14 protein-coding genes are annotated in these 22,018 nt (G+C 67.2%); 3 read left to right on the top strand and 11 right to left on the bottom strand.

What is annotated here, in order from left to right; all coding sequences use genetic code 11:
* Positions 1-265: 265 nt before the first annotated feature.
* Complete coding sequence (locus ACQR1X_RS14200; protein ID WP_316180541.1) at positions 266-2,560, bottom strand: TonB-dependent receptor; 2,295 nt, start codon at positions 2,558-2,560, stop codon at positions 266-268.
* A 252-nt stretch (positions 2,561-2,812) separates the two neighbouring features.
* Between ACQR1X_RS14200 and ACQR1X_RS14195 the strand changes: the two genes are divergently transcribed.
* Positions 2,813-3,157: a hypothetical protein gene (locus tag ACQR1X_RS14195; RefSeq protein ID WP_434899050.1), complete on the top strand. Its 345-nt coding sequence runs from the start codon at positions 2,813-2,815 to the stop codon at positions 3,155-3,157.
* 67 nt (positions 3,158-3,224) lie between these two features.
* Here ACQR1X_RS14195 and ACQR1X_RS14190 read toward each other — a convergent pair whose 3' ends face one another.
* The 7 genes from ACQR1X_RS14190 to ACQR1X_RS14160 form a co-directional block, all read right to left on the bottom strand.
* Positions 3,225-3,494, bottom strand: a complete 270-nt coding sequence (locus tag ACQR1X_RS14190; protein WP_316180537.1) for a hypothetical protein — start codon at positions 3,492-3,494, stop codon at positions 3,225-3,227.
* Positions 3,491-4,621 (bottom strand): PepSY-associated TM helix domain-containing protein, encoded by a 1,131-nt coding sequence (locus tag ACQR1X_RS14185; protein ID WP_316180733.1) that lies wholly within the window; start codon positions 4,619-4,621, stop codon positions 3,491-3,493. Before ACQR1X_RS14185 ends, ACQR1X_RS14190 begins: the two co-directional genes overlap by 4 nt.
* 346 nt (positions 4,622-4,967) lie before the next feature.
* A complete protein-coding gene (locus tag ACQR1X_RS14180) occupies positions 4,968-6,419 on the bottom strand; it encodes an aldehyde dehydrogenase (RefSeq protein ID WP_316237920.1) in 1,452 nt (483 codons plus the stop codon).
* Positions 6,416-7,174, bottom strand: a complete 759-nt coding sequence (locus tag ACQR1X_RS14175; RefSeq protein ID WP_316216154.1) for an ABC transporter ATP-binding protein — start codon at positions 7,172-7,174, stop codon at positions 6,416-6,418. The genes ACQR1X_RS14180 and ACQR1X_RS14175 overlap by 4 nt, the downstream gene beginning before the upstream one ends.
* Positions 7,167-8,834 (bottom strand): branched-chain amino acid ABC transporter ATP-binding protein/permease, encoded by a 1,668-nt coding sequence (locus ACQR1X_RS14170; protein WP_434899049.1) that lies wholly within the window; start codon positions 8,832-8,834, stop codon positions 7,167-7,169. Before ACQR1X_RS14170 ends, ACQR1X_RS14175 begins: the two co-directional genes overlap by 8 nt.
* Positions 8,831-9,706, bottom strand: a complete 876-nt coding sequence (locus ACQR1X_RS14165) for a branched-chain amino acid ABC transporter permease (protein WP_315752511.1) — start codon at positions 9,704-9,706, stop codon at positions 8,831-8,833. The genes ACQR1X_RS14170 and ACQR1X_RS14165 overlap by 4 nt, the downstream gene beginning before the upstream one ends.
* 75 nt (positions 9,707-9,781) lie before the next feature.
* Positions 9,782-11,002 (bottom strand): amino acid ABC transporter substrate-binding protein, encoded by a 1,221-nt coding sequence (locus ACQR1X_RS14160; protein ID WP_434899048.1) that lies wholly within the window; start codon positions 11,000-11,002, stop codon positions 9,782-9,784.
* A 219-nt stretch (positions 11,003-11,221) separates the two neighbouring features.
* Between ACQR1X_RS14160 and ACQR1X_RS14155 the strand changes: the two genes are divergently transcribed.
* Together ACQR1X_RS14155 and ACQR1X_RS14150 are read left to right on the top strand one after the other, a co-directional pair.
* Positions 11,222-12,115, top strand: coding sequence for a helix-turn-helix domain-containing protein (locus tag ACQR1X_RS14155; RefSeq protein WP_316180529.1), 894 nt, complete (start codon positions 11,222-11,224; stop codon positions 12,113-12,115).
* A 1,069-nt stretch (positions 12,116-13,184) separates the two neighbouring features.
* Positions 13,185-16,250: an ATP-binding protein gene (locus tag ACQR1X_RS14150; protein ID WP_434887603.1), complete on the top strand. Its 3,066-nt coding sequence runs from the start codon at positions 13,185-13,187 to the stop codon at positions 16,248-16,250.
* An 8-nt stretch (positions 16,251-16,258) separates the two neighbouring features.
* On the opposite strand, the gene ACQR1X_RS14145 is transcribed toward ACQR1X_RS14150, so the two are convergent.
* The 3 genes from ACQR1X_RS14145 to ACQR1X_RS14135 form a co-directional block, all read right to left on the bottom strand.
* Positions 16,259-19,384, bottom strand: a complete 3,126-nt coding sequence (locus ACQR1X_RS14145; protein WP_434899047.1) for an NAD(P)-binding protein — start codon at positions 19,382-19,384, stop codon at positions 16,259-16,261.
* A gap of 360 nt (positions 19,385-19,744) precedes the next feature.
* Positions 19,745-21,124 carry an ATP-binding protein gene (locus ACQR1X_RS14140; protein WP_434899180.1) on the bottom strand — a complete coding sequence of 460 codons (1,380 nt, stop codon included), beginning with the start codon at positions 21,122-21,124 and terminating at the stop codon, positions 19,745-19,747.
* Positions 21,124-21,846 carry a response regulator gene (locus tag ACQR1X_RS14135; RefSeq protein ID WP_434899046.1) on the bottom strand — a complete coding sequence of 241 codons (723 nt, stop codon included), beginning with the start codon at positions 21,844-21,846 and terminating at the stop codon, positions 21,124-21,126. Before ACQR1X_RS14135 ends, ACQR1X_RS14140 begins: the two co-directional genes overlap by 1 nt.
* Between the last annotated feature and the right edge of the window lie 172 nt (positions 21,847-22,018).

The following is a 22,018-nucleotide window of genomic DNA, read 5'->3' as shown; positions in this document are numbered from 1 at the left end:
TTTTAATCTCTCCAAGGTGACACGCGGGTGACGACTCAACATCTGGATGCATCGGCTTCAAGTCGGTGATTCCGGCGGCTCTACAGCAATTGCCGTGTAGTTCGGTGTTGCATCACGCTCCATTCGCTTGCCCGCCTTGGCATGCGCGCCACGGACCGCACGCTCTCCGTCGAATGGACATGCAACTCTACGCGTCGCTCTAACTAACCAAGCCGCCGCACATCTGCCGTGCGGCGGCCTGGTCGCCCTCATGTACGTCGACGCTTCAGAAGTTGAACGTCGTGGAAACGAGGTAGGTGCGCGGCGCGCCCAGCGTGATCACGCCACTATAGGCGGACGCCCAATAGGTCTTGTCGAACACGTTCTCGACGCTGGCGCGCACGATGATCGGCTTGCCGTTCCACGGCGAGGTGAACTTGTAGCGCGCGCCCAGGTCCACCCGCGTCCAATCTGGCAACGAGAGCGTATTGGTTGCGTTGACATATTGCGCGGCCGTGTAGACGACCCGGCCCGTCAGGGTCAGGTCGCGTGCGAACGGCGTGTCCCATTCGGCGCCGAGGTTGACCGTCAGTTCGGGCACACCGATGGCGCGCTTGCCGTCCGTCGTGCCGCCTTGCGTCTTCTCCTGCACGCCGTGGGTGTAGGCCGCGCCTCCGAGCAGGCGCAGCTCCGGCGTGATCTCGCCGAACACGTTGAACTCAGCTCCGGTATTTCGCTGCAAGCCGTTGAGCACCTGGGCGGGCAATGCCACCCCTGCCGTTGCGACGCTGATGATGCTCGGGCGCGAGATGTCGAAGGCGCTGAGCGTCGTCGTGATGCGGCCGAAATCGACCTTGATTCCGGTCTCCACCTGCTTGGTCTGCCCGGGTGGAAACACCGTGCCGACATTGCTGAAATTGCCGGTGACGACGGCCGGGGTCTGCAAACCCTCGATATAGTTGGCGTAGAGCGCGACCTGCTGGACCGGCTTGACGACGAGCGCATAGGCCGGCGTCCAAACCGAGGTGTCCGCGAACGGCCTGCTCGACCCCGGCGCGACGAAATTCGTTATCTCGGTCCCCGCGGTCTGGCGGCGCGCACCGACGGTCAGCTGGATCCTCTTGTCGAGAATGGACATCGTGTCGGAGACGCCGACGCTCCAGAGATTCGCGCCGACGATCTGATTGGCTGCCAGCGTCGACGAGAATCCCGGCAGCGCGATGTTCGAGGGATCACGATAGAGATTCCAAGGCGTCGCCGCCGACAGCGTCCCCGTGACCACACGCTGGGTATAGGTGCGATCGGTGACGGAGTAGCCGACATTGATGGCGTGGTTGACGGGCCCGGTGTCGGCGGTCAGCCGAAGGCCGGCTTCGCCCGCCAACGTCTCATAGGTCTCGCTCCCCGTAAGCGGGGTTCCGGTGAGAACGCCGTTATTGCCGAGAACCGGCGACGTATAGCGATAGTTGATGTTGCTGTCGTGATAGCCGAACCCTGCGTAGGCCGTGATGTGATCGCTGAGATCGACCTCGCCCTTGACCGTCGAGAAGAAATCGGTCGGCGCATAATAGGCCCACGGCATCTGGAAGTTGGTGCCGGACGGCGGCGGCGACGCGATGCTGGTCGTGGTCGGGCCGACCGTGAAGAAGCGAAGCGGCGGATTCAGCTTGTCCGCCTGATAGCCGATATCGGCATCGACGCGGACGTTCTCGCCGTGATAGTCGACCGCGAGGTGAGCATTTCCGAACTCGTCGGTCTGGCGGTCCCACGGCGTATTGCCGTTGGAATACTTGCTGTTGAGACGGACGCCCCACTCCTTGTGCTCGCCGTAGCGGCGGCTGACATCGACCTCCTCGCCGAACTGCGATCGCGACGCGAAGGTCGCCGTGAGTTGCGTGATGTCGGTGTCGGGCGCGTGCTTGGTGATGAGATTGACGCTGCCACCGACCGCACCGCCGCTCGAGGCGCCGGTGCCGCCGACCGTCATGCCGTTGAGCAGAGCCGCCGGCCCCTTGAGCAGCTCGACCCGCTCGATGAAATTGGCGCCCGTCGAATAATACGGCGCAATGCCGGCGAGGCCGTTCAAGGCGTAGTCGCCGCTGTCATAGTAGAAGCCGCGGATGAACAGGCTGTCGGCGCCGCCGCCGGCCGCCTGGATCGTCCGCACCGAGGGATCGTTGATCAGCACGTCGCGAATCGTGCGGGCCTGCTGGTTCTGGATGAGCTGCGAGGTGAAGCTCGTCTGGTTGAAGGGCGTATTCATGATGCCGCGGTTGCCGAGGAGTCCGAGGCCGCCGCCGCTGGCGACCTGGCCGCCGGCATAGGGCGACGGCGGCGCGCCGACTGTTCCCGTCGACGGCGTCACGTAGGCCACCGGGGCGGTCGGCGGCAGGTTGCGCGGCGCGACGCGGCGCTGCTGAGCGGTTCGCGTCGCGGTCGCCTGCGGTCTCGAGGCGGTCTGCCGGACTTTCGGCTTCGGCGCGTCGACGGTCACGTCGGGGAGCTTGGTCTGCGCGAAGGCCGGTTGAACGCCTCCGACATTCAGCGTGAGCGCCAATGAGCTCACAAGTCCCAACGACATCGTCAATCCAACGTCTTTATCCAAAATGCGACAAACCATCCTGACACCCCGATCATTCCAAGTTCCAACTCGGCTCGTCGGTGGTCCTAACACACAGGTATTTGAGGATGGCGTCGCGCGACGTAGAACCCGTCTAACGAGCGACAGTCTCGCCGAATCGGTCAGCTCAACAGATTGCCGCTACTACGAGATTTTTTTCCCGCCGCTTCTTTGAAGCCTTCCAAAGAAGCGCATGTCGCGCGGAAGGCCGACGTGATCGTGTCGGCTGATACAACTCAGGACACCAATCGTCTCGAACTCATCGAAATCATTTCGATCAATCGTACGATGATAACTAATCACATTGCCACTTTTGAATCAATCTTTGCGTTCAAATGCGCCGCATCTCCGCCGCGCCGCGCGCAGATCGGAGAGAGCATCGTGACCGTTGTATCTGTTTGTTTCCGGGGCGGAGAGACGCCGCTCGCGGCGGCGCTCGCTGCGCGAGACCGATCACGCGCCGCCGACGCAGCGTGCGGCCATCGCGATGACGCGGCGCGCGAGAGAAGACGCGTAAGAGAAGAGATGCGTGGGATCGTTGGCCGGCCGAGCGCGTAGTCCCGCGGCCCGGATCGAGGTCAATGATGCGGGGCGTCTTCCTCCGACCGGCGGCGGACGTCAGCGCTCAGAGCGGCCCATCCTGCGTTCCGGCCTGAGCGCCCTGCGTTCCGGCCTTCGCGCCGCGGCTCCGTCTCGTGCCGTAGGCGAGCGACAACAGGATCGGAATCGACAGCCCGAGCCAGCACAGGCCATCCCACAGGCCGTCGCCGAACAGTCCGAAGGCGAGCCCGGCTGCGGCGACGAGGCCGATCAGCAGCGGCGCACGAAACACCTGCCAGGTCGAGAGTTGCGCGACGCGGGAGGACGGCGTCGCCGAGGCAGCGGAGGAGCTCATGTCGACACCACTGCCGGCGCGGCCGATGCCACGACACCTGACGCCTTCCTGCGGAAGCCCCAGCGCTTGGCGGCCCACAGATAGAGTCCACTGCACAGCACGATGATCGTGATCACGTCGAGAGCGGCCCAGATGATCTTCAGCGGCAAGCCGCCGTAGTCACCGAAGTGCAGCGGCCGCGATACCTGCAACGCGGTGAGGTACCAGGCGAGCTCGGGCACGACCATCTTGCTGCTGTCCTGGGCGTCGACCAGGACCGGCTTGAACATGCGCGCGGTGAACGGCGTGCGGCCCTTGGTCCAGATCATCAGGTGCTGCGGGCTGCCGAACCGCGTCGTCGTCGGCAGGGTGATGGACGTCACCAGCCGGTCCGGGAATGCGGTGCGGACGGCGCCGACGGCGGCCTCGATCGACTTTGCTTCCGCCAGCGGCTTGCCCTGATAGGGCGCGAGCAGCGCCGGCATGGTCTTTGCGCGCCAGAGGTCGAACAGCGGCACCGCCAGCGTGTTGATGGTGCCGGTCAGACCGACCGCGAGCGCCCAGCTCACCGTGACGATGCCGAGCAGATTGTGCAGGTCGAGCCATTTCAGCCGCGCCGAGCGATCCCGCACCGTGCCGAACTGCAGGCGCCGCATGAAGGGCCAGTAGACGACGACGCCCGAGACGATGGACGCCGCGAACACCAGTCCCATCAGTCCGAGAAAGAGCTCGCCCGGCAGGCCGGTGAACATGTCGCGGTGGATGCGCAGGATCACGTCCATGACGTCCTGATGCGGCGCCTCCTCGCCGAGCACGACGCCGGTGCGCGCATCAACGGTGAGCCGATGAAACTGCCCGGGCACCGGAATGGCGGTCGGCGACATCGCAACCACGATCAGCGGCTCCGCCTGCTTCAGGCTCACGAACAGCGCATGCTGCTGCGGCAACTGCTGCTTGGCCGCCGCGATCAGGCGGTCGAGCGGCAGCAGCGGCGTGTCGGCCGGCATCGCCGGCGCGGCGATCTCGTCCTCGAACAGATGATCGATTTCCTCATGGAAGATCAGCGGAAGCCCGGTCAGGCACAGCATCAGCAGGAAGATCATGCTGATCAGCGACGTCCACGTATGAACCTGAACCCACAGCCGCATGCGCTCGAACCCACCCTTCGTCATCGACGTTGCACGTGTTGAGCCGAACGTCCGGCAAGAGAAGGGCCGCAGCAAACTGAATCGATCTAAAGCCGTTGGAATTTCTTTAAAGTAGCGCGCCTGTCTGCCGCAACCAGCGGGGCTACAACGTGAATTTCGATCGTACCTCGCACCATCGATGCCCGGCGGGGGCGCGTCTCACCGCCGCGACGTCGCGCGCCGACGTCGCTGCTGCCGATGTCTCGGACACAGTTCGAATCGTTTCCGCGCATGGCCGCGCGGAATGCAACCGGCTCCGGCTGCATCCAACGATGCGCCAGAGCCGGGCCACGGATGAGTTCCCGCCTCAGAATGGGTAGTGCCGCTCGCCGGTCTGCACCGTGATCCAGCGCAGCTCGGTGAACTCGTCGATCGCGGCCTTGCCGCCGAAGCGGCCATAGCCGGAGGCCTTGACGCCGCCGAACGGCATCTGCGGCTCGTCATGCACCGTCGGCGCGTTGACGTGGCAGATGCCGGATTCGATCCGCTTGGCGACAGCGATCGCGCGAGCGATGTCGCGGCCGAACACCGCCGACGACAGGCCATATTCGGTGTCGTTGGCGACGCGCACGGCCTCGTCGACGCCGCTGACGCGCACGACGGTGACGACGGGACCAAAACTCTCCTCGCCATAGATGCGCATCGCCGGCGTGACGTGATCGACGATGGTCGCGGGCATGATCGTGCCGCTGCCGCGGCCGCCGGCCGCCAGCACCGCGCCCTTGGCCACCGCGTCCTCGATCAGGCCGCCGACACGGTCGCAGGCGGCGGCGCTGACCAGCGAGCCCAGCACCACGTCGCCCTTGCGCGGATCTCCGTAAGGCAGGCTGTTGGCCTTGGCGGCGAACTTCGCGACGAATGCATCCGCCACCTTGTCGTCGACCACGATGCGCTCGGTCGACATGCAGATCTGGCCCTGGTTCATGAAGGCGCCGAACGCGGCGGCATTCACCGCGGCGTCGAGATCGGCGTCGTCGAGAATGACCAGCGGCGCCTTGCCGCCGAGCTCGAGCAGCGCGCGCTTCAATTGCCTGGCACAGGCCATGGCGATGAGACGGCCGACGCGGGTCGAGCCGGTGAAGTTGACGCGGCGGATCGCGGGATGGGCGATCAGCGCCTCGACCACGGCCTGCGCATCCTCGGGCGCGTTGGTCACGACGTTGACGACGCCGTCGCCGAGACCACCTTCGGCCAGGCACGCGCCGATCAGCCGATGCACGCCCGGGCTCATCTCCGAGGCCTTCAGCACCACGGTGTTGCCGCAGGCGAGCGGCATCGCCACCGAGCGGACACCGAGGATGACCGGCGCATTCCACGGCGCGATGCCGAGCACGACGCCGACCGGCTGGCGATGCGCCAGCGCGATGTTGTCGGGCACGTCGGTCGGAATCACCTCGCCCGCGATCTGCGTCGTCATCGCCGCGGCCTCGCGCAGCATGCCCTCGGCGAGATGCACGTTGAAGCCGGCCCAGCCCGCGGTGGCGCCGGTCTCGGCCATCATCAGCGCGACGAACTCCGGTGCATTGCGCGCCAGCGCATCGGCTGCCGCATTGAGCCGCTTGCGGCGTTCGCCAGGGCCGAGCCGGGACCACGCCGGAAACGCCGCCGCGGCGGCATCGGCGGCGCGCAGCGCGTCGTCGATCGACGCCGCCGCGACGATGGTTGCGATCTCGCCGCTGATCGGATTGAGGCGCTGGAAGGTGCGCTGATTGGTGGCGGACTGATCCTTGCCGCCAATCAGGAGATTGATCGCGTTCATGGAAGACTCCCGGATTCGCTGGAGGTTGCTGGAGATTTCGGCGCGCGCGACTGGCCGAGATAGGCGCGCTGGATGTCGGGATTGTTCTTCATCTCGGACGCCGCGCCTTCGCCGGCATTGCGCCCCTGCTCGATCAGGTAGACGCGGTCGGCGATGTCCAGGCTGGCGCGCGCGTTCTGCTCGACCATCAGGATGCCGACGCCGTCGCCGCGGATCGTCTTGAGCGCCCGGAACACCTCGCGGCTCAAGAGCGGCGACAGTCCGAGCGACGGCTCGTCGAGCAGCAGCAGCTCGGGCCGCGACATCAGCGCGCGGCCGATCGCGACCATCTGCTGCTCGCCGCCGCTCATGGTCCTCACGGCCTGGCTCATGCGCTCGGTAAGGCGCGGAAACAGTTGCAGCACGTGCGCGAGCCGCGCGGCCTCGCCGTCGCGGGCGCGCGCCGGATAGGCGCCGAGCTGGAGGTTCTCGGCGACGGTGAGATCGCCGAAGACGCCGCGGCCTTCCGGCACCAGCGCGATGCCGCGCTCGACGATCAGATGCGGCGCGAGCGAGGCGATGTCCGTCCCGCCGAGCCGGATCACGGCCCCGGGCGACGGCCGGATCAGTCCCGCGATCGCCTTCAGCAGGGTCGACTTGCCGGCGCCATTGGCGCCGAGGATGGCGACGATCTCGCCGCGCGCGACCTCGAGCGCGACGTCGGTGAGCGCCTGGTGCTTGCCATAGGCATGCGACAGCCGCGCGATCTCAAGCATCGGGCTCTCCGAGATAGGCCGTGATCACGGTGGGATCGGCGAGCACCTCGCCCGGCGTGCCGCGCGCGATCACGACGCCCGCGCTCATGACCACGCAGCGGTCGCACAGCGCGCGGATCGCATCCATCACGTGCTCGACCATCACGATGGTGATGCCGCGGTCGCGCAGGGAGGCGATCAGCCCGATGCCGGTCTCGAGCTCGGTCGGATTGAGCCCGGCCAGCCATTCGTCGAGCAGCACAACACGCGGATGCAACGCCAGCGCGCGGGCGAGCTCCAGCCGCTTCTGGTCGATGTAAGTGAGATCGCCCGCCAGCATCTCCGCCACGCCGCCGAGGCCGACCAGGGCGAGCAGCTCATGGATCGATTCCGCGGCCGCACCGGTCTGGCGCGTGCGGAACACCGCCGCCGCCGCGACATTCTCGGCGACCGTCAGGTCCGGCATCACCCGCACCAACTGGAAGGTGCGGGCAAGCCCGAGCCGCGCGATCCGGTGGGCGGCCATGCCGTTGATGACGGTGCCGTCGAAGCGGATGGTGCCGTCCGACGGCACCAGCGCGCCGGAGAGCATGTTGAGCAGCGTCGTCTTGCCGGAGCCGTTGGGACCGATGACGCCGAGGATCTCGCCGGCGCGGACGTCGAGACTGACCTTGTCGACGGCGCGCAGGCCGCCGAAGGATTTGCCGACGGTCTCGGCGATGAGCAGCGTTCCGCCCTGCTCCGGCTTGGCGCCGGCGACCTTGGGCTCGCGCCGCCAGACCCGATCGACCACCCCGATCACGCCCTTCGGCAGCGCCATCACGATGCCGATGAAGATGAGGCCGAGCACGATGCTGAAATGGTTCGGCAGCGCGGCTGTCAGCACCTCGAACAGCAGCACCAGCGGGATGACGCCGAGCACCGGGCCGATCAGCGAGCCGGCGCCGCCGAGCAGCGCCATGATCACGACCTGGAATGAGATCATCGGATTGAACGCGATCGCCGGATCGATATAGGTCCAGCGCGGCGCCATGATCGCGCCGGTCACCGACATGAACATCGCGCTGAGGATGAAGACCCCGAGCTTCACCGCCGTCGCATCGATGCCGGAATGGCGCGCGGCGGTCTCGTCGGCGCCGATCGCGCGCAGCGCGAGGCCATAGCGCGAGCGCGTCAGCAGAAAGCCCGTGAGGAAGACCAGCGCCGTCAGCGCGCAGAGCTGCCAGTACAGCATCTCCTGGGTGATGTCGCTGAACAAATAGCGGCCGACCGATTTGTGGATGTTGACCTCGTACCAGATCACGAGCTGGCGGATCAGCTCGGCCAGGCCGAACGAGAAGATGATGAAGTAGATGCCGGACAGCCGCAGCGTCGACAGGCCGGTGATGGCCGCGACGACGGCGCCGACACCCGCAGCGGTCATCAGTTGCAGCGGCCAGCTCAGCGTCTCGCCCGTCGCCGCCGCCGTATAGGCGCCGATGCCGAAGAACGCAGCCGTCGCCAGCGAGACGTAGCGGGTCGGTCCGGAGAACATTGCCCAGGCGGTTGCCAGCACGGTGAAATAGAGAATGCTGATGCCGAGCGCGAGATAGTAGCCGTTGGCATAGAGCGGCAGCGTGACCGCCGCGGCAACGCCGACGAGCCCGATGCACCAGGCGAGAATCTTGCCGGGGCTGATCACGACGCCGCCTTTCCGAACAGTCCGGTCGGCCGGATCAGCAGCACGGCGAGGAACATCGCGAACGTCGCGGCCAAGGTCAGCCCGGGATCGACCAGCCGCGCCACCGCGGTCTCGACGACGCCGAGCAGCAGCCCTGCGGCCAACGCGCCCATGACATTGCCGACGCCCCCCATGATCACGACCACCAGCGCCTTCATCGTGAAGACGACGCCCATCGAGGCGTTGAAGGTGAGGAACATGCTGACGAGCACCCCGCCGGCGGCGACCAGTCCACCACCGAACGCAAACGCCAGTCCTGCGAGCCAAGCGACATCGATGCCGACGAGCCGCGCGGCATTGGCATCGACCGCGACGGCACGCACGGCCGTACCGATCCTCGTCCGCGTCAGCGCGAGATAGACGCCGGTGCCGATCAGCGCGGCGAAACCGAGCGCCACCAGCCGGTTCACCGCGAGCGTCGAGCCGAGCACCGTCACGGGAATGGAGAGATAGCTGTAGCTGTAATACTGCCCGCCAAAAGCGACCAGCATGATGCCCTGGATCACGAACAGCACGCCGAAGGTGACGAGGATGCTGTCAACCTCCTGGGCACCGGCGTCCTTGCCGCGGCGGATCAGGCGCTGCAGCAACAGCCTGTAGAGCAGCCAGTTCAGCAGTCCCGCGGCGGGCATCGCGAGCAGCAGCGCCAGCAGCGGACTCAGTTGCAGGCCGGAATAGAGCGACAGCGTGCCGAACGCGGCCGCGACCAGCGACTCGCCATAGGACAGGTTCATGATGCGCGCCACGCCATATTGCAGCGTCAGGCCGAGCGCGATCAGGGCATACATGCCCCCCAGCACCAGACCGGGCAGCAGGATGTCGAACAGCAGCATGGGATGGTGCCTCTTGCGCGAGGCCCGCGGACGCGCGCATTGACGCGCGTCCGCAAGCTCACGACCTCGTTCCGGCTATTTCCACTCGGGCTTCGGCACGACCGCGGCGCGTGCGCCGGGCAGCGAGGCCGGCGCCAGGGCGTAGAACTCGCCGTTCTGCCACTGGCCGACGCTCCAGACCTCCTGCAGCAGGCCGTCCTTCAGCTTCACCTTGCCGATGATGGTGTCGAAAGAGCCCTCGCGGATCTCCTTGGCGACCGCGGTACGGTCGACCTTGCCGACCTTCTCGATCGCCTGCTGCAGCACCTGCAGGCTGGCATAGGTGATCGGGCTCGCCCAGCGATCCGGCTCCTGCCCGGTCGCCGCCTTGTGGCGGGCGAGATAGTCCTTGAGCGCGGGCGCGTCGGCATTCCAGCCGCCGATGCCCATCACGCCGTCGCTGCCCGCGCCGAACTTGCCCTTGAACAGCGGGAACGCCGTGCCGACGCCGACATAGAAGACCTTCGGATTGTACTTGAGCAGTTGCGCCTGCTCGGTCAGCCCGATCGTATCCGGCGGATAGCTGAAGGCGACGAAGGCATCGGCTTTGCTCGCGATCGCATCCTTGAGCAGCGGCTGCAGATCCTGCGAGCCCATCGGATAGGTCTTGTCGTAGGCGACGGTCAGTCCGGCCTTCTTGAAGGCCTCGCGCCCGGCGGCGGCCAGCTCGACGCCGAACTGATCGGCGACGCTGACCATCGCGACGGTGCCGCCGATCTTGCCCTCGCTCTTCAGCTTGCCGAGCAGCTCGGCGAGCCCGTTGGAGATCTGCGCCGACGTGCCGAGCCAGAAGGTGGCATTGGCCCAGCGCTTGGCGAGCTCTGGCGCCTTGTCGGTCACCGACGTCACCGCGAGATGCGGATAGCCGAGCCGGTTCAAGGTCGGACCGACCGCAAGGTTGAGACCGGTGCCCCAGGGCGGCAGGATGAAGTCGACCTTGTCCTGGTTGGCGAGGCGCTCGATCGCCTTCACCGCCTCTTCCGACGAGCTGCGGTCGTCATATTCGACGATCTCGACCGGCAGCCGCTTGTCGCCGAGCTTGATGCCGCCGGCCGCGTTCACGTCCTTCACCCAGAGCTGATAGTTCGGCAGCGTGGTGATGCCGGCGCCGCCGGCATAGGGGCCGGTCTTCGAGATCGCATAGCCGATGCGGATCTTGTCCTGTGTCTGGGCCTGCGCGGCCGATACGGCAAAGCCGGCTGCGATCGCCGCCGCTCCCGCGATCCGTAGCACCTGACGACGGTTGGTCGAAGTCATGTCCTTGTCCTCCTCCCATGTTCACGCGCGCGGACCGCGCGGGTGAATCGGTGACGTTCCTCTGCCCCGGCGTCGTCCGCGGTTTTTTGTTTGCGGTCGTCGGGACTTGACGAGGGAAACACCGCAGGCTTGGGTGGCGCAATGGACAGTTCCGGCAAAAGAGTGCACTTTTCTGGGGCGACGACTGCGCGTAATGCCGCGCCTCGGACGCTGCCGCCGGTGGCTCGCGGCACCCCGGCAGCGCTCGGCGCCGAAGCCATTCCCACGCATTTCGAGGCACGGCGCTGGGCCCTGCGGTCGGATGCCGCGCGGCCGTTCGTCCACCTGCTCTGCCTCTCCGCCGGGGCTGCCTCGGCGCGCTTCGCCGATGACGAAATCCAGACCTGGTCCGGTCCGGCGCTGGTCTGGCTGCCGGCGGGAGAGGCCGAGCATCTCGACGTCGCGGCCGGCTCGGCCGGCCATCTCCTGCGGCTGCGCTCCGGGCTCTGGCACCGCCACCTGCCCTCCTCCGCCGAGCCCGCCTATCTCGACCTCGCAGGCACCGAGGCCGTCCTGGCCTTCTCGGTCACGGCCGAGTTCGCCGCGGTCATCGCGCGCTCGATGGCGGCGATCGCAGCCGAGATCGAAAATCCGTCACGGCGCGGCGCGGCCTCGATCACGTCATCGGAGCTGACCCTGTGCGTGCTGCGCTTCTGGCGGCTGTTTGCCGACGACAGCGCCGGCGAGGCGCAGGGCTCCAGCGCCGAGATCCTGAGCCGCTTTCGCCGGCTCGTCGAGGAACGCTTTCATCAGCAACTGCGGGTCGCCGACTACGCTGCGTTGCTCGGCGTGACGCCGGATCGCCTGCACGCGCTGTGCACCCGGGTGCTGCAGCGGTCACCGAGCGCGCTGATTCAGCAACGCGTCATTCAGGAGGCGGCGACCCGGCTCGAAACCACCACCGCGACGATCAAGCAGATCGCCTTCGCGCTCGGCTTCAAGGACAGCGCCTATTTCAACCGCTTCTTCGTCAGGCACACCGGCCAATCACCGGGCGCGTGGCGCAAGGGCGTTTCGTCGCAGCGGACCAAAGGCCAGTCGCGGGCCATCCTCAACTTCGCCGACTGGCCGTGACGGAGCGGCGCAGCCAGGCGCCTCGGTCGTCCTCCTTGTCGGTCCAGGACGACGCGTCAGCGTCGGACCAGAAAATCCCGAGGTTCGGACGGGCGGCGCAATCGTTGGATGCTCGATGCGCCGAGAAACTGATTTCCGCTGCGCGATCAAGCTGATTTGGCCTGTCCAGTCCCCGCGCCAAAAATATTCCTCTTTCGTTTTTCCGAAAATCATGGTTCTATTCCTACATCCCGTCTCGAGCTGAGGGGCGTATCGCGGTCGTCACGACATGCGAGGCGGGGAGCGGTGGGCGTGGTGGATTGCAGCGCGGGTTGCTCGCGCCGACGAACAGTTCGCCACGCACGGTCAAGTCGCGCGGTCCTGATATCCCGATGCTGATATCAACTCACGTCGAGGCCCTGGCTTCGCGTGGGGATGGTGGCCAGAAAGCCCGGCGCACCAGGGAGAACGCGAAGCAGCCGTTCAACCATCGCGCAGGGAGGGCCGGGTTTCCGGCTGACCTGTGGTACCTGCCGCCTGCATTTTTTTCGCAGGCGGGCCACGGGCCTCAGTCGAGGTCCGGCCTTCCCTGCGCCCTCACGCTTTCCGAGGGCCTCACGACGCATCACCCGGACGGGCCATCCGCCGCGGGATCGCGCGATCATGCGCGCCTTTCCGCAAGCGAGGCGGCCTGATGCTTCCACATTGATGTCAAATCGTCGCAGGCTTGAACGGTCCCGCCGGCATCGAGGACACCCGAGGGAGCCGTCCGACATCGTTCCCCCCTCCCCGGAGCGACCGCGAGCAATCCGGCACCGTTGCTACTCTGCCACGAATGCGCTATGAGTTGAACATGATCAGCCGGTCCTGGTCGCACTCGAAATGCCAGTACCGCAAACCGATGCTTCGCGCTCGGCGCGCGACGTCGGTCGATACGGGCGCCGCGATCGCGCCCTCATCGCAAGCTCCGCGCTTCGCGCTCATTCGCATTCCGTAGTCGTGTCCGGGAGCCCGAACGCAGATGGATTGTGAAACCTGTGGTCGGCCCAATCCACCGGGCTCGGACGTCTGCGGCGGGTGTGGCGGGGCGTTGCGACAGCCGTCATCCGATACGACGACGAGCTCGCGCCTGCTCGGCATGCATCGCGCCGAGCGGCGGCAGGTCACGGCGCTGATCTGCGATCTCGTCGGCTCCGTCTCGCTCACGGTCAGGCTCGATCCGGAAGATATGACCAGCGTCATCGACGCCTTCCTGACGACCTGCGAAAACGTCATCGGCCACCATGGCGGCGCCATCACGCAATATGCCGGCGACGGCGTGCTCGCCTATTTCGGCTATCCGCGCGCGGGGGAAGACGATGCAGCCACCGCGATCCGCGCCGCCATCGCGCTGCGCGACGCCGTCGGCCGGCTCGAGGCCCCGCATGGACAGAAGCTGCGTCTGCGCATCGGCATCGCCACCGGCCTCGTCGTGGTCAGCGACCTCATGCCCCGCGCCGACGGCCGCCCGGTCGACATCGTCGGCGAGACGCCGAATCTGGCGGCGCGGCTGCAATCGATCGCCGCCCCCGACAGCATCGTCGTGGCCCGGACCACCGAGCGCATCGCGCGCGGCATGTTCGACTTCCGCGATCTCGGCACGTTCGCGCTGAAGGGATTCGCCGCACCGGTCGAGGCGTTCGAGGTGCTGGAGGAAGCCGCCGTCGCGAGCCGTTTCCACGCCCGCATTCGCGGCGAAAGCTCCCCTCTGGTCGGGCGCGACCAGGAGCTGGCGCGTCTATTCGATTGCTGGGCGGCGGCGCGGTTCGGCAGCGGACAGGTGGTGCTGCTCCATGGCGAGCCGGGCATCGGCAAGTCGCGGCTGGTCGAGGAGCTGCGTCGGCGCGTGGCCGACGTCTCCCAGCTCCAGATGATCTGGCACTGCAGCCCCACCCGTTGTGACAGCGTGCTGTATCCGATCTCGGAGCAGCTCGCGCTCATCGCCGGCTTCGACCGCTCCGACGGCGCAGCGACGCGTCGCGACAAGCTCGATCGCTTCATGAACGCGCACGGCGTCGGCGACGCCACGGCGCGCGCCGTGCTCGCCGATATCCTGGGCGTCGCTCCCGAGCCGGACAGTCCGTTGCAGACGATGACCGTCGAGAAGCGCTCGGAGGTCACGCGGGAGACGCTGCTCCGGCTGATCGACATGATGGTGCCGACCGGGCCCGCGCTGCTGGTGCTGGAAGACGCGCATTGGAGCGACACGACCACGCTCGAGCTGCTCGATCGGGCGATCCGGCGCGCCGCACAACGCCGCTGGCTGATCGTGGTCACGGCCCGGCTCGAATATGAGCCGCCCTGGGCCGGGAGCCCGCAGGTCACGCGGCTCCCGCTCGGGCGATTGAGTCACGGCGACGCCGAGCGGATCTGCACCCATGTGGCCGCTTCGGCCGCGCTGCCGGCAGCGACGCTGCGCCAGATCGTCAGCCGTGGCGAAGGCATTCCGCTATTCCTGGAAGAGCTGGCGAAGTACGTCGTCGAAGCCTCCGCGGCGCCCGCACGGGACGGCCATGCGAGCGTGGCCATTCCTGCCTCGCTGCAGGACTCCCTGGTTGCGCGGCTCGACCGATTGGGGCCGGCGCGCCGGATTGCCAATCTCGGCGCCGCCATCGGTCGCCGCTTCAGCTACGATCTGTTGTCGGCCATCGTGGCGGAGCCCGAAGCCAGGCTCGGCGAGAGCCTGGATCAGCTCGTCAAGTCCGGCCTCGTGGAGAGCAGCGGCGCGCCGCCCGACGGCCTCTACACGTTCAAGCACGCGTTGATCCGCGACGCCGCCTACGAGTCCCTGCTCCGGCGCGAACGCCAGACATTGCATGGCAGGATCGCCGCGGTGCTGCGCGATCGCTTTCCCGAGACGCGGGACACCGAGCCGGAGTTGCTGGCCTACCATTTCACCGAGAGCGGCGCGATCGCCGAAGCCATCCCGCTATGGGCGGCCGCGGGCCGGCGCGCCGCCTCGCGCGCCGCGCATGTCGAAGCGGCGCGACATCTGCAAACGGCGCTCGACCTGCTGCGTCATCAATCCGCCGACGGCGAGCGCGCCGACTTGGAGCTCGAGCTCCTGATCGGGCTTGCCGTCAGCCTCGCCGCCTCGCGCGGCTACACCGTGCCCGAGGTCGGCAAGGCGCTGTCCGAGGCACGGGCGATCTGCGACGCACTCGGCAACACCGCCGGCCTGTTCGCCGTGCTGCGCGGCATCTGCAGTTTCCTGATCATCGCGGGCGATCTCGACGGTGCCGAGGAGATGGCGCATCTGTGCCTGGGAATCGGCGAGCAGACCGGCCTTCCCGAGCACCGCATCGAGAGCGGCGTTGCGTTGGGCTACATTCTCTTCGCCAGAGGCGACCTCCCCGCCGCGCGCCGGCTGCTGGCCGCCGCGGTGCAGCTCTATCAGGCGTCGGACGGCGCGCGGCTGCCGCAACTGTCCTCGCAGGATCCGCTGGTCGCCGCCCAGGCCTCGCTGCTGCAGGTGCTGCATGCGATGGGCGACGACGCTGGTGCGGCCGCGGTCGCCAGCGATCTCATCGCGCATGCGCGCCGGCTCGGACGTCCGTTCGACCTCGCCTGGGCGCTGTCGTGGCTCGCCTTCTATCAGCTCGCACGCGGCGACTACGAGGATGTCCTCCTCGCCACCGAGGAAGCCCTGACCATCTGCCGCGACCATGGCTATCCGCTCTATCAGCTGGTGGCAGGCAGCCTGCAGGCGCACGCCCGCGGCCATCTCGGCAGGAATCCAGACGAGGCGCTGGCGGCGGCGTGCGAGGCGCTGCCGGCGTTCCAGACGCTCGGCATGATGCATTTCTCCTGCTTCTATCTCGGCGAGGTCGCCGGCCTGCAACTGATCGTCGGCAACACGGCCGAGGCGATGCAGACGATCGATGCGGCGATCGACGCCGCGCGGCGCTATGGCGACGGCTATTTCCTGTCGCCGCTGCATCGGCGGCGCGCCGAGATCCTGGCCGCCGTTCCGGATCATGCGCCGGGCCAGGTGACGGCCGCGCTGCGCGAGGCCGTCACGGTGGCCGAGGCGCAGGGCGCGGCGGCGTTCCTGCGCCGGGCGGCGGCGCGGCTCGCCGCCGTCGATGATGACGCGCCGAGGCGACAATCGGCGTGACGACCTGTTCAGGCCATGGGGGTGGCCGTCGCGACGGTGAAGTCGATCTCGGCCCAGATGCGCGTGGTCGCGGTCAGGACGAGCTTGCCGTCGACGGGCGTGCCGAGCCCGAGGTCGCGAATGAACGGCAGGCTGTCGAGCGCGCTCATCTCGATCGTCCAGTTGCCCGATTGCAGTTGCCAGCTGCGCAGCGCCGTCAGGTCAAGCGCGCCGTTCAACAGCGTCTTGTAGCTCGCCGCGGTGAGACTGTCCGCCGACCGCGCCTGCTTGAGATAGAACACGGGAATCGGCAGACCCCAGACGCCGCCCAGGAACGACGCCATGCCGGGCCCGGTCGTCACCTGCTTCAGCCGCTCGTCGTCGGCTCCGGCACAGAGCCGCCGGAACGCATCCGCCGGCGAGGCCACCGCGGTCGCGGTCGGGGGCGATCCGTCCGTGCCTTCGATTCGGATGATGCGCTGCTGGCAGGCATGGGCATCCGGCCCGTAGCAGGCAATCGCCAGCCCCGAGACGTCGAACGGGTCGTTCGATGGCGCGCTGGCCGGCTGGACGATGGTCGCGTGATATTTGGGAAAGCCCCAGACCTCCTGCCCCGCAACCACCGACCAGGCATTGTCGACGAACAGATAGGCAGGCACGAAGCCGATCGATTTCGGCAGCAGGGCACCCCGCTCATAGCTGCCGACCAGGAGCCACAGCCCGATATCGGTCTCGGACATCGTCCCCTGCTCCGCGAATGGCGGCGTCGCGGCCTGGCTCTTGCGCACCTGGATGACGTTGACGAACGCCATGTCCAGCATCACGCGGAACTGGTCGCGGCCCGCGACGCGGTTGAAGGAGCGGTCGAGAAACCGCTGGCAGGCGCTGAGGTCGGCCGGCACGGCGAAGCCGTAGAAGGTCGAGTCGTTGCAGAGATAGGGCGCCGGCGGAAGCGTGATCCATCCGGCGTAGTTGACATAGGCGTTGGTGATGTACGGCTCAGGGCTGGTGGAGACGATCGGAATGTAGACGCCCGACAGCGCCGACGCTGCGGCAAGGCCGGACATCGCCGCGACCTCCACGCATCCGGCGTTGATCTCAGGCACACGGGTCCAGTCGCCGGCGAGGAAGAGATTGTCGTAGCCGGACTTGCCGGGCTCCATCCGGTGCCGCAGCGTGCCCGGCAGGCTCAGCACATAGCGTTCGCTCGGATTGATGTTGGCGCGCCAGAACTGGAAATCGAGCCGCGCCGATCCGCTGATGTCGCTCGGCGCGTGCAGCAGATCCCAGCGGAACGTGCTGCCGCTGCCGATGTTCGTCCAGAGCGTATCGAGCCAGGATGTCATCCAGTCCTTCGATGCGCTCTTCACATAATCCGCCGCCAGCTCCTCATTGTCCGGCGCGCTCTTGTCGCTCATGACGGCGCAATAATAGGCGATCGAGCGCGGCCCCGGCGCCGGCCAGTCCTCGGCCGGCAGCAATTGCGACATGTCGGAATAGGTGTCCAGCGGCGGCTTGCAGGTGGTGACGATCGGCCCCATCGTCTCCAGCGACGGTCCAGGCGCCACATAGGGGCCGCCGAGATCCCCGACCGGGCAGTCGAGCCAGAGCTGCAGCGCCATGGTGCGCACGGTTGGGAGATTGCCGACCATGTCGGCCCAGGCCGGCTTCTGCTGCACCAAGGGCCGGCAGATCTCATCGAGTGCGCCGACCGCGATGCCCAGCACCACCTGGTCGAAATCCTGACCGAGTTGCAGGCTGAGCCGCGCCGCCGGAGGCGGCTGCGGCGGGTTGGGAGGACCATAGGCGTTCTCGAAATTATAGCCCTTCAGCGCGTAGTACTCGCCGTTCTCGATCTCCTTCCATTTGGGCTCGGACGGCCAGCACCAGTAGTTCTTCACCAGGACCAGCGGATCATATTTGCCATCGACGAACTCGACCTGCTTGTCGATGTTGATGATCGCGATGTTGCTACCGTCCTCGGTCGGCTCGAGGCTCGTGACCTTGTGGAAGAACTTGAAGTTCACGCCGCGCCGCGCCAGCAGCTGGTAGATCGGGGTGCAGATCGTATCCCCCATGCCGACGACGGACTTATAGAAGAACGCCCCCTTGTAGGTGAAGAACAGCCGCAGAAGTCCCTGAACGGCCGAGCAGGCCGACACCTGCTGCTCCGACGGCTCGCGGGAGCCGCTGCGAAAGGCGAAGATGTACTCATAGAGAGCGGTCACGATGGCGTTGTTGGCAGCCTCTTCATCCTGCTGCGCCAGAAAGCTGCGGAATTCGAACCTGTCGAGAACCTCCAGCCCATCCGTCAGGCAGTCGTTCTCGATGATGCCGAGCAGCATGCAGATGCCGAGATTGGCGAGGATCAACAGCCGGCGCAGGCCTTCCTCGAGGCCATCGACCTTCTGATACTCCTTGACGATGCCGCGGAACGCACGGAGAAGCGCCGCCATGTCGCCCTGGGCATCGCGGCGGATCGCTTCGACGTCACTGTGCAGATTCTCGCCGACGCGGTGAGCCAGAAGAAGCAGCGGATGGCCCTTGCCATTGGACGGGACGGCCGCCAGCCGGGCCCGTCGCTCGGCGGGCATGGCGGCGATCGCCTTCGCCAGCTCGGCATTCTGGTCGCCCGGCCAGTCCTCGAGATAGTAGTTCAGGTTGAAGATGATGCTGGCGATGGTCCGCAGCAGCAGGGTCGAAAGCGGTGGCACGATGTTGTCGGCGGGCGCCCACAGGCTATCCCGGCCGGGATAGACCGATTCGTCGACATCCGGCTGAAACCAGAATGGCCAGGGCAGCCATTGGCCGTCGGTATACTCGGCGTAGAAGATCTCGTTCTGCCGCTTGAAGGCATCATCGATCGTCCTGATCGGGTCGCTCGGCGGTGCATCCAGTGCCTTCAGCGCGGCACGCAGGATGGTGAAGGCGTTCTCGTAGAAGCCGGCCCAGATATGCAGCCCATGCTCCTCGATGCGCTGTCCCTGCTTGGCGTTGCGTCCGCTGGCGGTCTTGCCTCCGAGACGCCAGCCGAGCTGATACAAGGTGATCTCGTAGAGCTCGCCGCGCGGATCGATCTCGCTCAAGGCAAAGGCCGCACTCAACGCGCCGATGCCGCCGCCCAATATCGCCACGCGGGTCTTTCTTGCTGCCATGTCGATGATCCTGCCCTGACCTCGGACGTTCTCGCCCGGGCGAGCCGGAACGACGTCGTCCATCGGCGCACGAGTCCGCGGTCCGCGCGGCCCGTGCGGTTGAATGACATTCGGTACGATGGGTTTACAAAATCGGCGCCGCGCCCAGTTCAATCCGCGTGGCGATGCAATGAGGATGCATCGAATACCTATCACAATCTCCACGCGATCATCAAGCGGGCGCATCGTCGACGTCGCGTAAGGCGAAGACCAAGCCGCCGCGTCCTTCCCGCCCGCTACGTCGTTATCTCAACTTTTGCGGGAAGAACGGCGAATTGCCACCGCTTGAAGACAGCGCTCCGATCACCACGCTGCCATCGATCACGTCAGATCGGAATGCACATCGCCGGGCCCGTCGAGAAACAGCGGCAGCCGCACGACGATGCGGGCGCCGCGCGGCGCGTCAGTGATCTCGATGCTGCCACGATGCGCCTCCACCAGCGTCCGCACCACCGCCAGTCCGAGCCCGGCTCCTCCGGTGCCACGATTGCGCGACGTGTCCAGGCGCGTGAACGGCTCAAGCATGGCCTTGCGCTGGTCGCCGGGAATCCCGGGCCCTTCGTCATCGACCGTCAGCACGGCGTGCTCCGGCTGGCGTTGCAGCGAGACATGCGCAGCCTCGCCATATTTGAGCGCGTTGTCGATGATGTTGGCGACGATCCGGCGCAGCGCGACGCGGTCACCGAGCATCAGCAGCTCGCGTCCATCGCCCGCATGGTCGAGACGCACCCGCGCCCGGTGCGCACGGCGATCATCGACCTCGGCCCGCACCAGCTCGTCGAAGGCGATGAGCTCCTGCGGCAGCTCGCCGGCCCCCGCCCGGCTCGCGAGCAGCGCGTCGTCGAGCAGACGGATCATGTCGGAGATATCGACCACGGCGCGCTGCCGCTCGGCGTCGTCCGGGATCTGGTCGATACGCAGCCGCAGCCGCGTGGCGAAGGTGCGGACGTCGTGAGCAATGCCGCCGACCAGCGCCATGCGCGCCTGCATCAGATCGGCGAGCCGGTCCTGCAGCCGCCCGAACGCCGTGACCACGGCGCGCACCTCGGGCGCGTTGCGGCGGACGTCGGGCAGTGGCACCGCCGCTCCGCCGAGGTCAACCCGGTCGACGGCGGCGGCAAGGCGTGCCAGCGGCCGCGTCTCGCGCTGCATGATGAGAAGCGCGAACAGCGCGACCACCGTTCCGAACAGGCCCGCGCCGAGTCCGATCGGCAACCCCTGCTGGGTCAACACCAGCGACGAGCGCGAATCCACGACGAGAACGTCGCCGCCGTTCAGGCCGATGCGGAACTCCAGGGCATTCTGCGGCGCCCGCGAGAGCCGCGGAAACCACCGCCCCTCCGGCTCCGGCACGGAGGTGATGGCCAGCGGGCGCGCACCGAGCGCCTCGGCATAGGCCTCGCGCAATCCGGACCGGACCGGCGCGGGCTCCGTCCGCGGAAGCCGGACCGCCGCGTCGGCCCCGACCAGCCGGACCTCGAAGCGGTCGGAGGACACGGCATCGACGACCCGGCCCCGCTCCGTCCGGGGCGTTCGCTCGATCAGCTCGGCGAGCGCGGCCAGCCGCATCGGCAGCGGCGTCGCGCCTTCGAGCTCCGCGGTACGGGCGCGGTAGAACCGCGCCAGGGTGACGATCCAGATCGCCAACAGGCCGATGATGACGATGAGGCCGATACGCATCGCAAGCGTCAGCCGCATCATCACGCCACCGGCCTCACCGTCGCCGTGAACAGGTATCCGCCGTTGCGGACGGTGGTGATCAGGTTCGTTCCCGGGCTTGCGGCCTCGAGCTTGCGCCGCAACCGCGAGATCAGCATGTCGACGGTGCGGTCGAAAGGCTCGGCGGAGCGGCCGCGCGTCCAATCCAGGATCTGGTCGCGGCTCAGCACCCGCCGCGGCCGCTGCACGAAGCAGGCGAGCAGGTCGAACTCCGCCGAGGTCAGCTGGATCGGCGCGCCCTGCGCATCCGGGATCTCGATGCTGCGGGCATCAACGTCGAGCACGAAGCGGTCGAAACCGAAACGCCGGCTCGCGTCTCGCGGCGGGCTCGCCTGGGTACGCCGCAACAGCGCGCGCACGCGGGCCAGAAGCTCGCGTGGCCCGAAAGGCTTGACCATATAGTCATCGGCGCCGAGCTCCAGCCCGACCACGCGGTCGATCTCGTCGCTCTTGGCCGACAGCATCAGGATGGGAATGTCGTCGCTCGCCCGCAGCCGGCGGCAGATCGAAAGCCCGTCCTCTCCCGGCAGCATCAGGTCGAGAATGATGAGATCGGGGCGCAGCCGCCGCAGCACGGCATCCATCGCCGCCGCCGTGGCGGCGACCTCGATCTCGAACCCTTCCCGGCGCATGAAATCACTCACGAGCCGGCTGATCTCCGGGTCGTCCTCCACCAACAAAAGCGTGGCCGCAGGCATGCTCATCGCCAGGACTGATGCCCAAAACCCGCGGCTTGGCAATGGTCCGGCGACGGCCGTTACACACCGTTACGCGACGGCCAAAGACCGAGACCCAGGCGAGCGGGACGCCGGTATCCGGCTGGAGAAGCCCTTGCGGGCGCAAGGGCGCGCTCCACAACGGCGATATTTAATTCGA

Source organism: Bradyrhizobium sp. HKCCYLRH3073 (genome assembly GCF_051167995.1).
Classification (GTDB): domain Bacteria; phylum Pseudomonadota; class Alphaproteobacteria; order Rhizobiales; family Xanthobacteraceae; genus Bradyrhizobium.
This window is presented reverse-complemented; position numbering and strand designations above follow the sequence as displayed.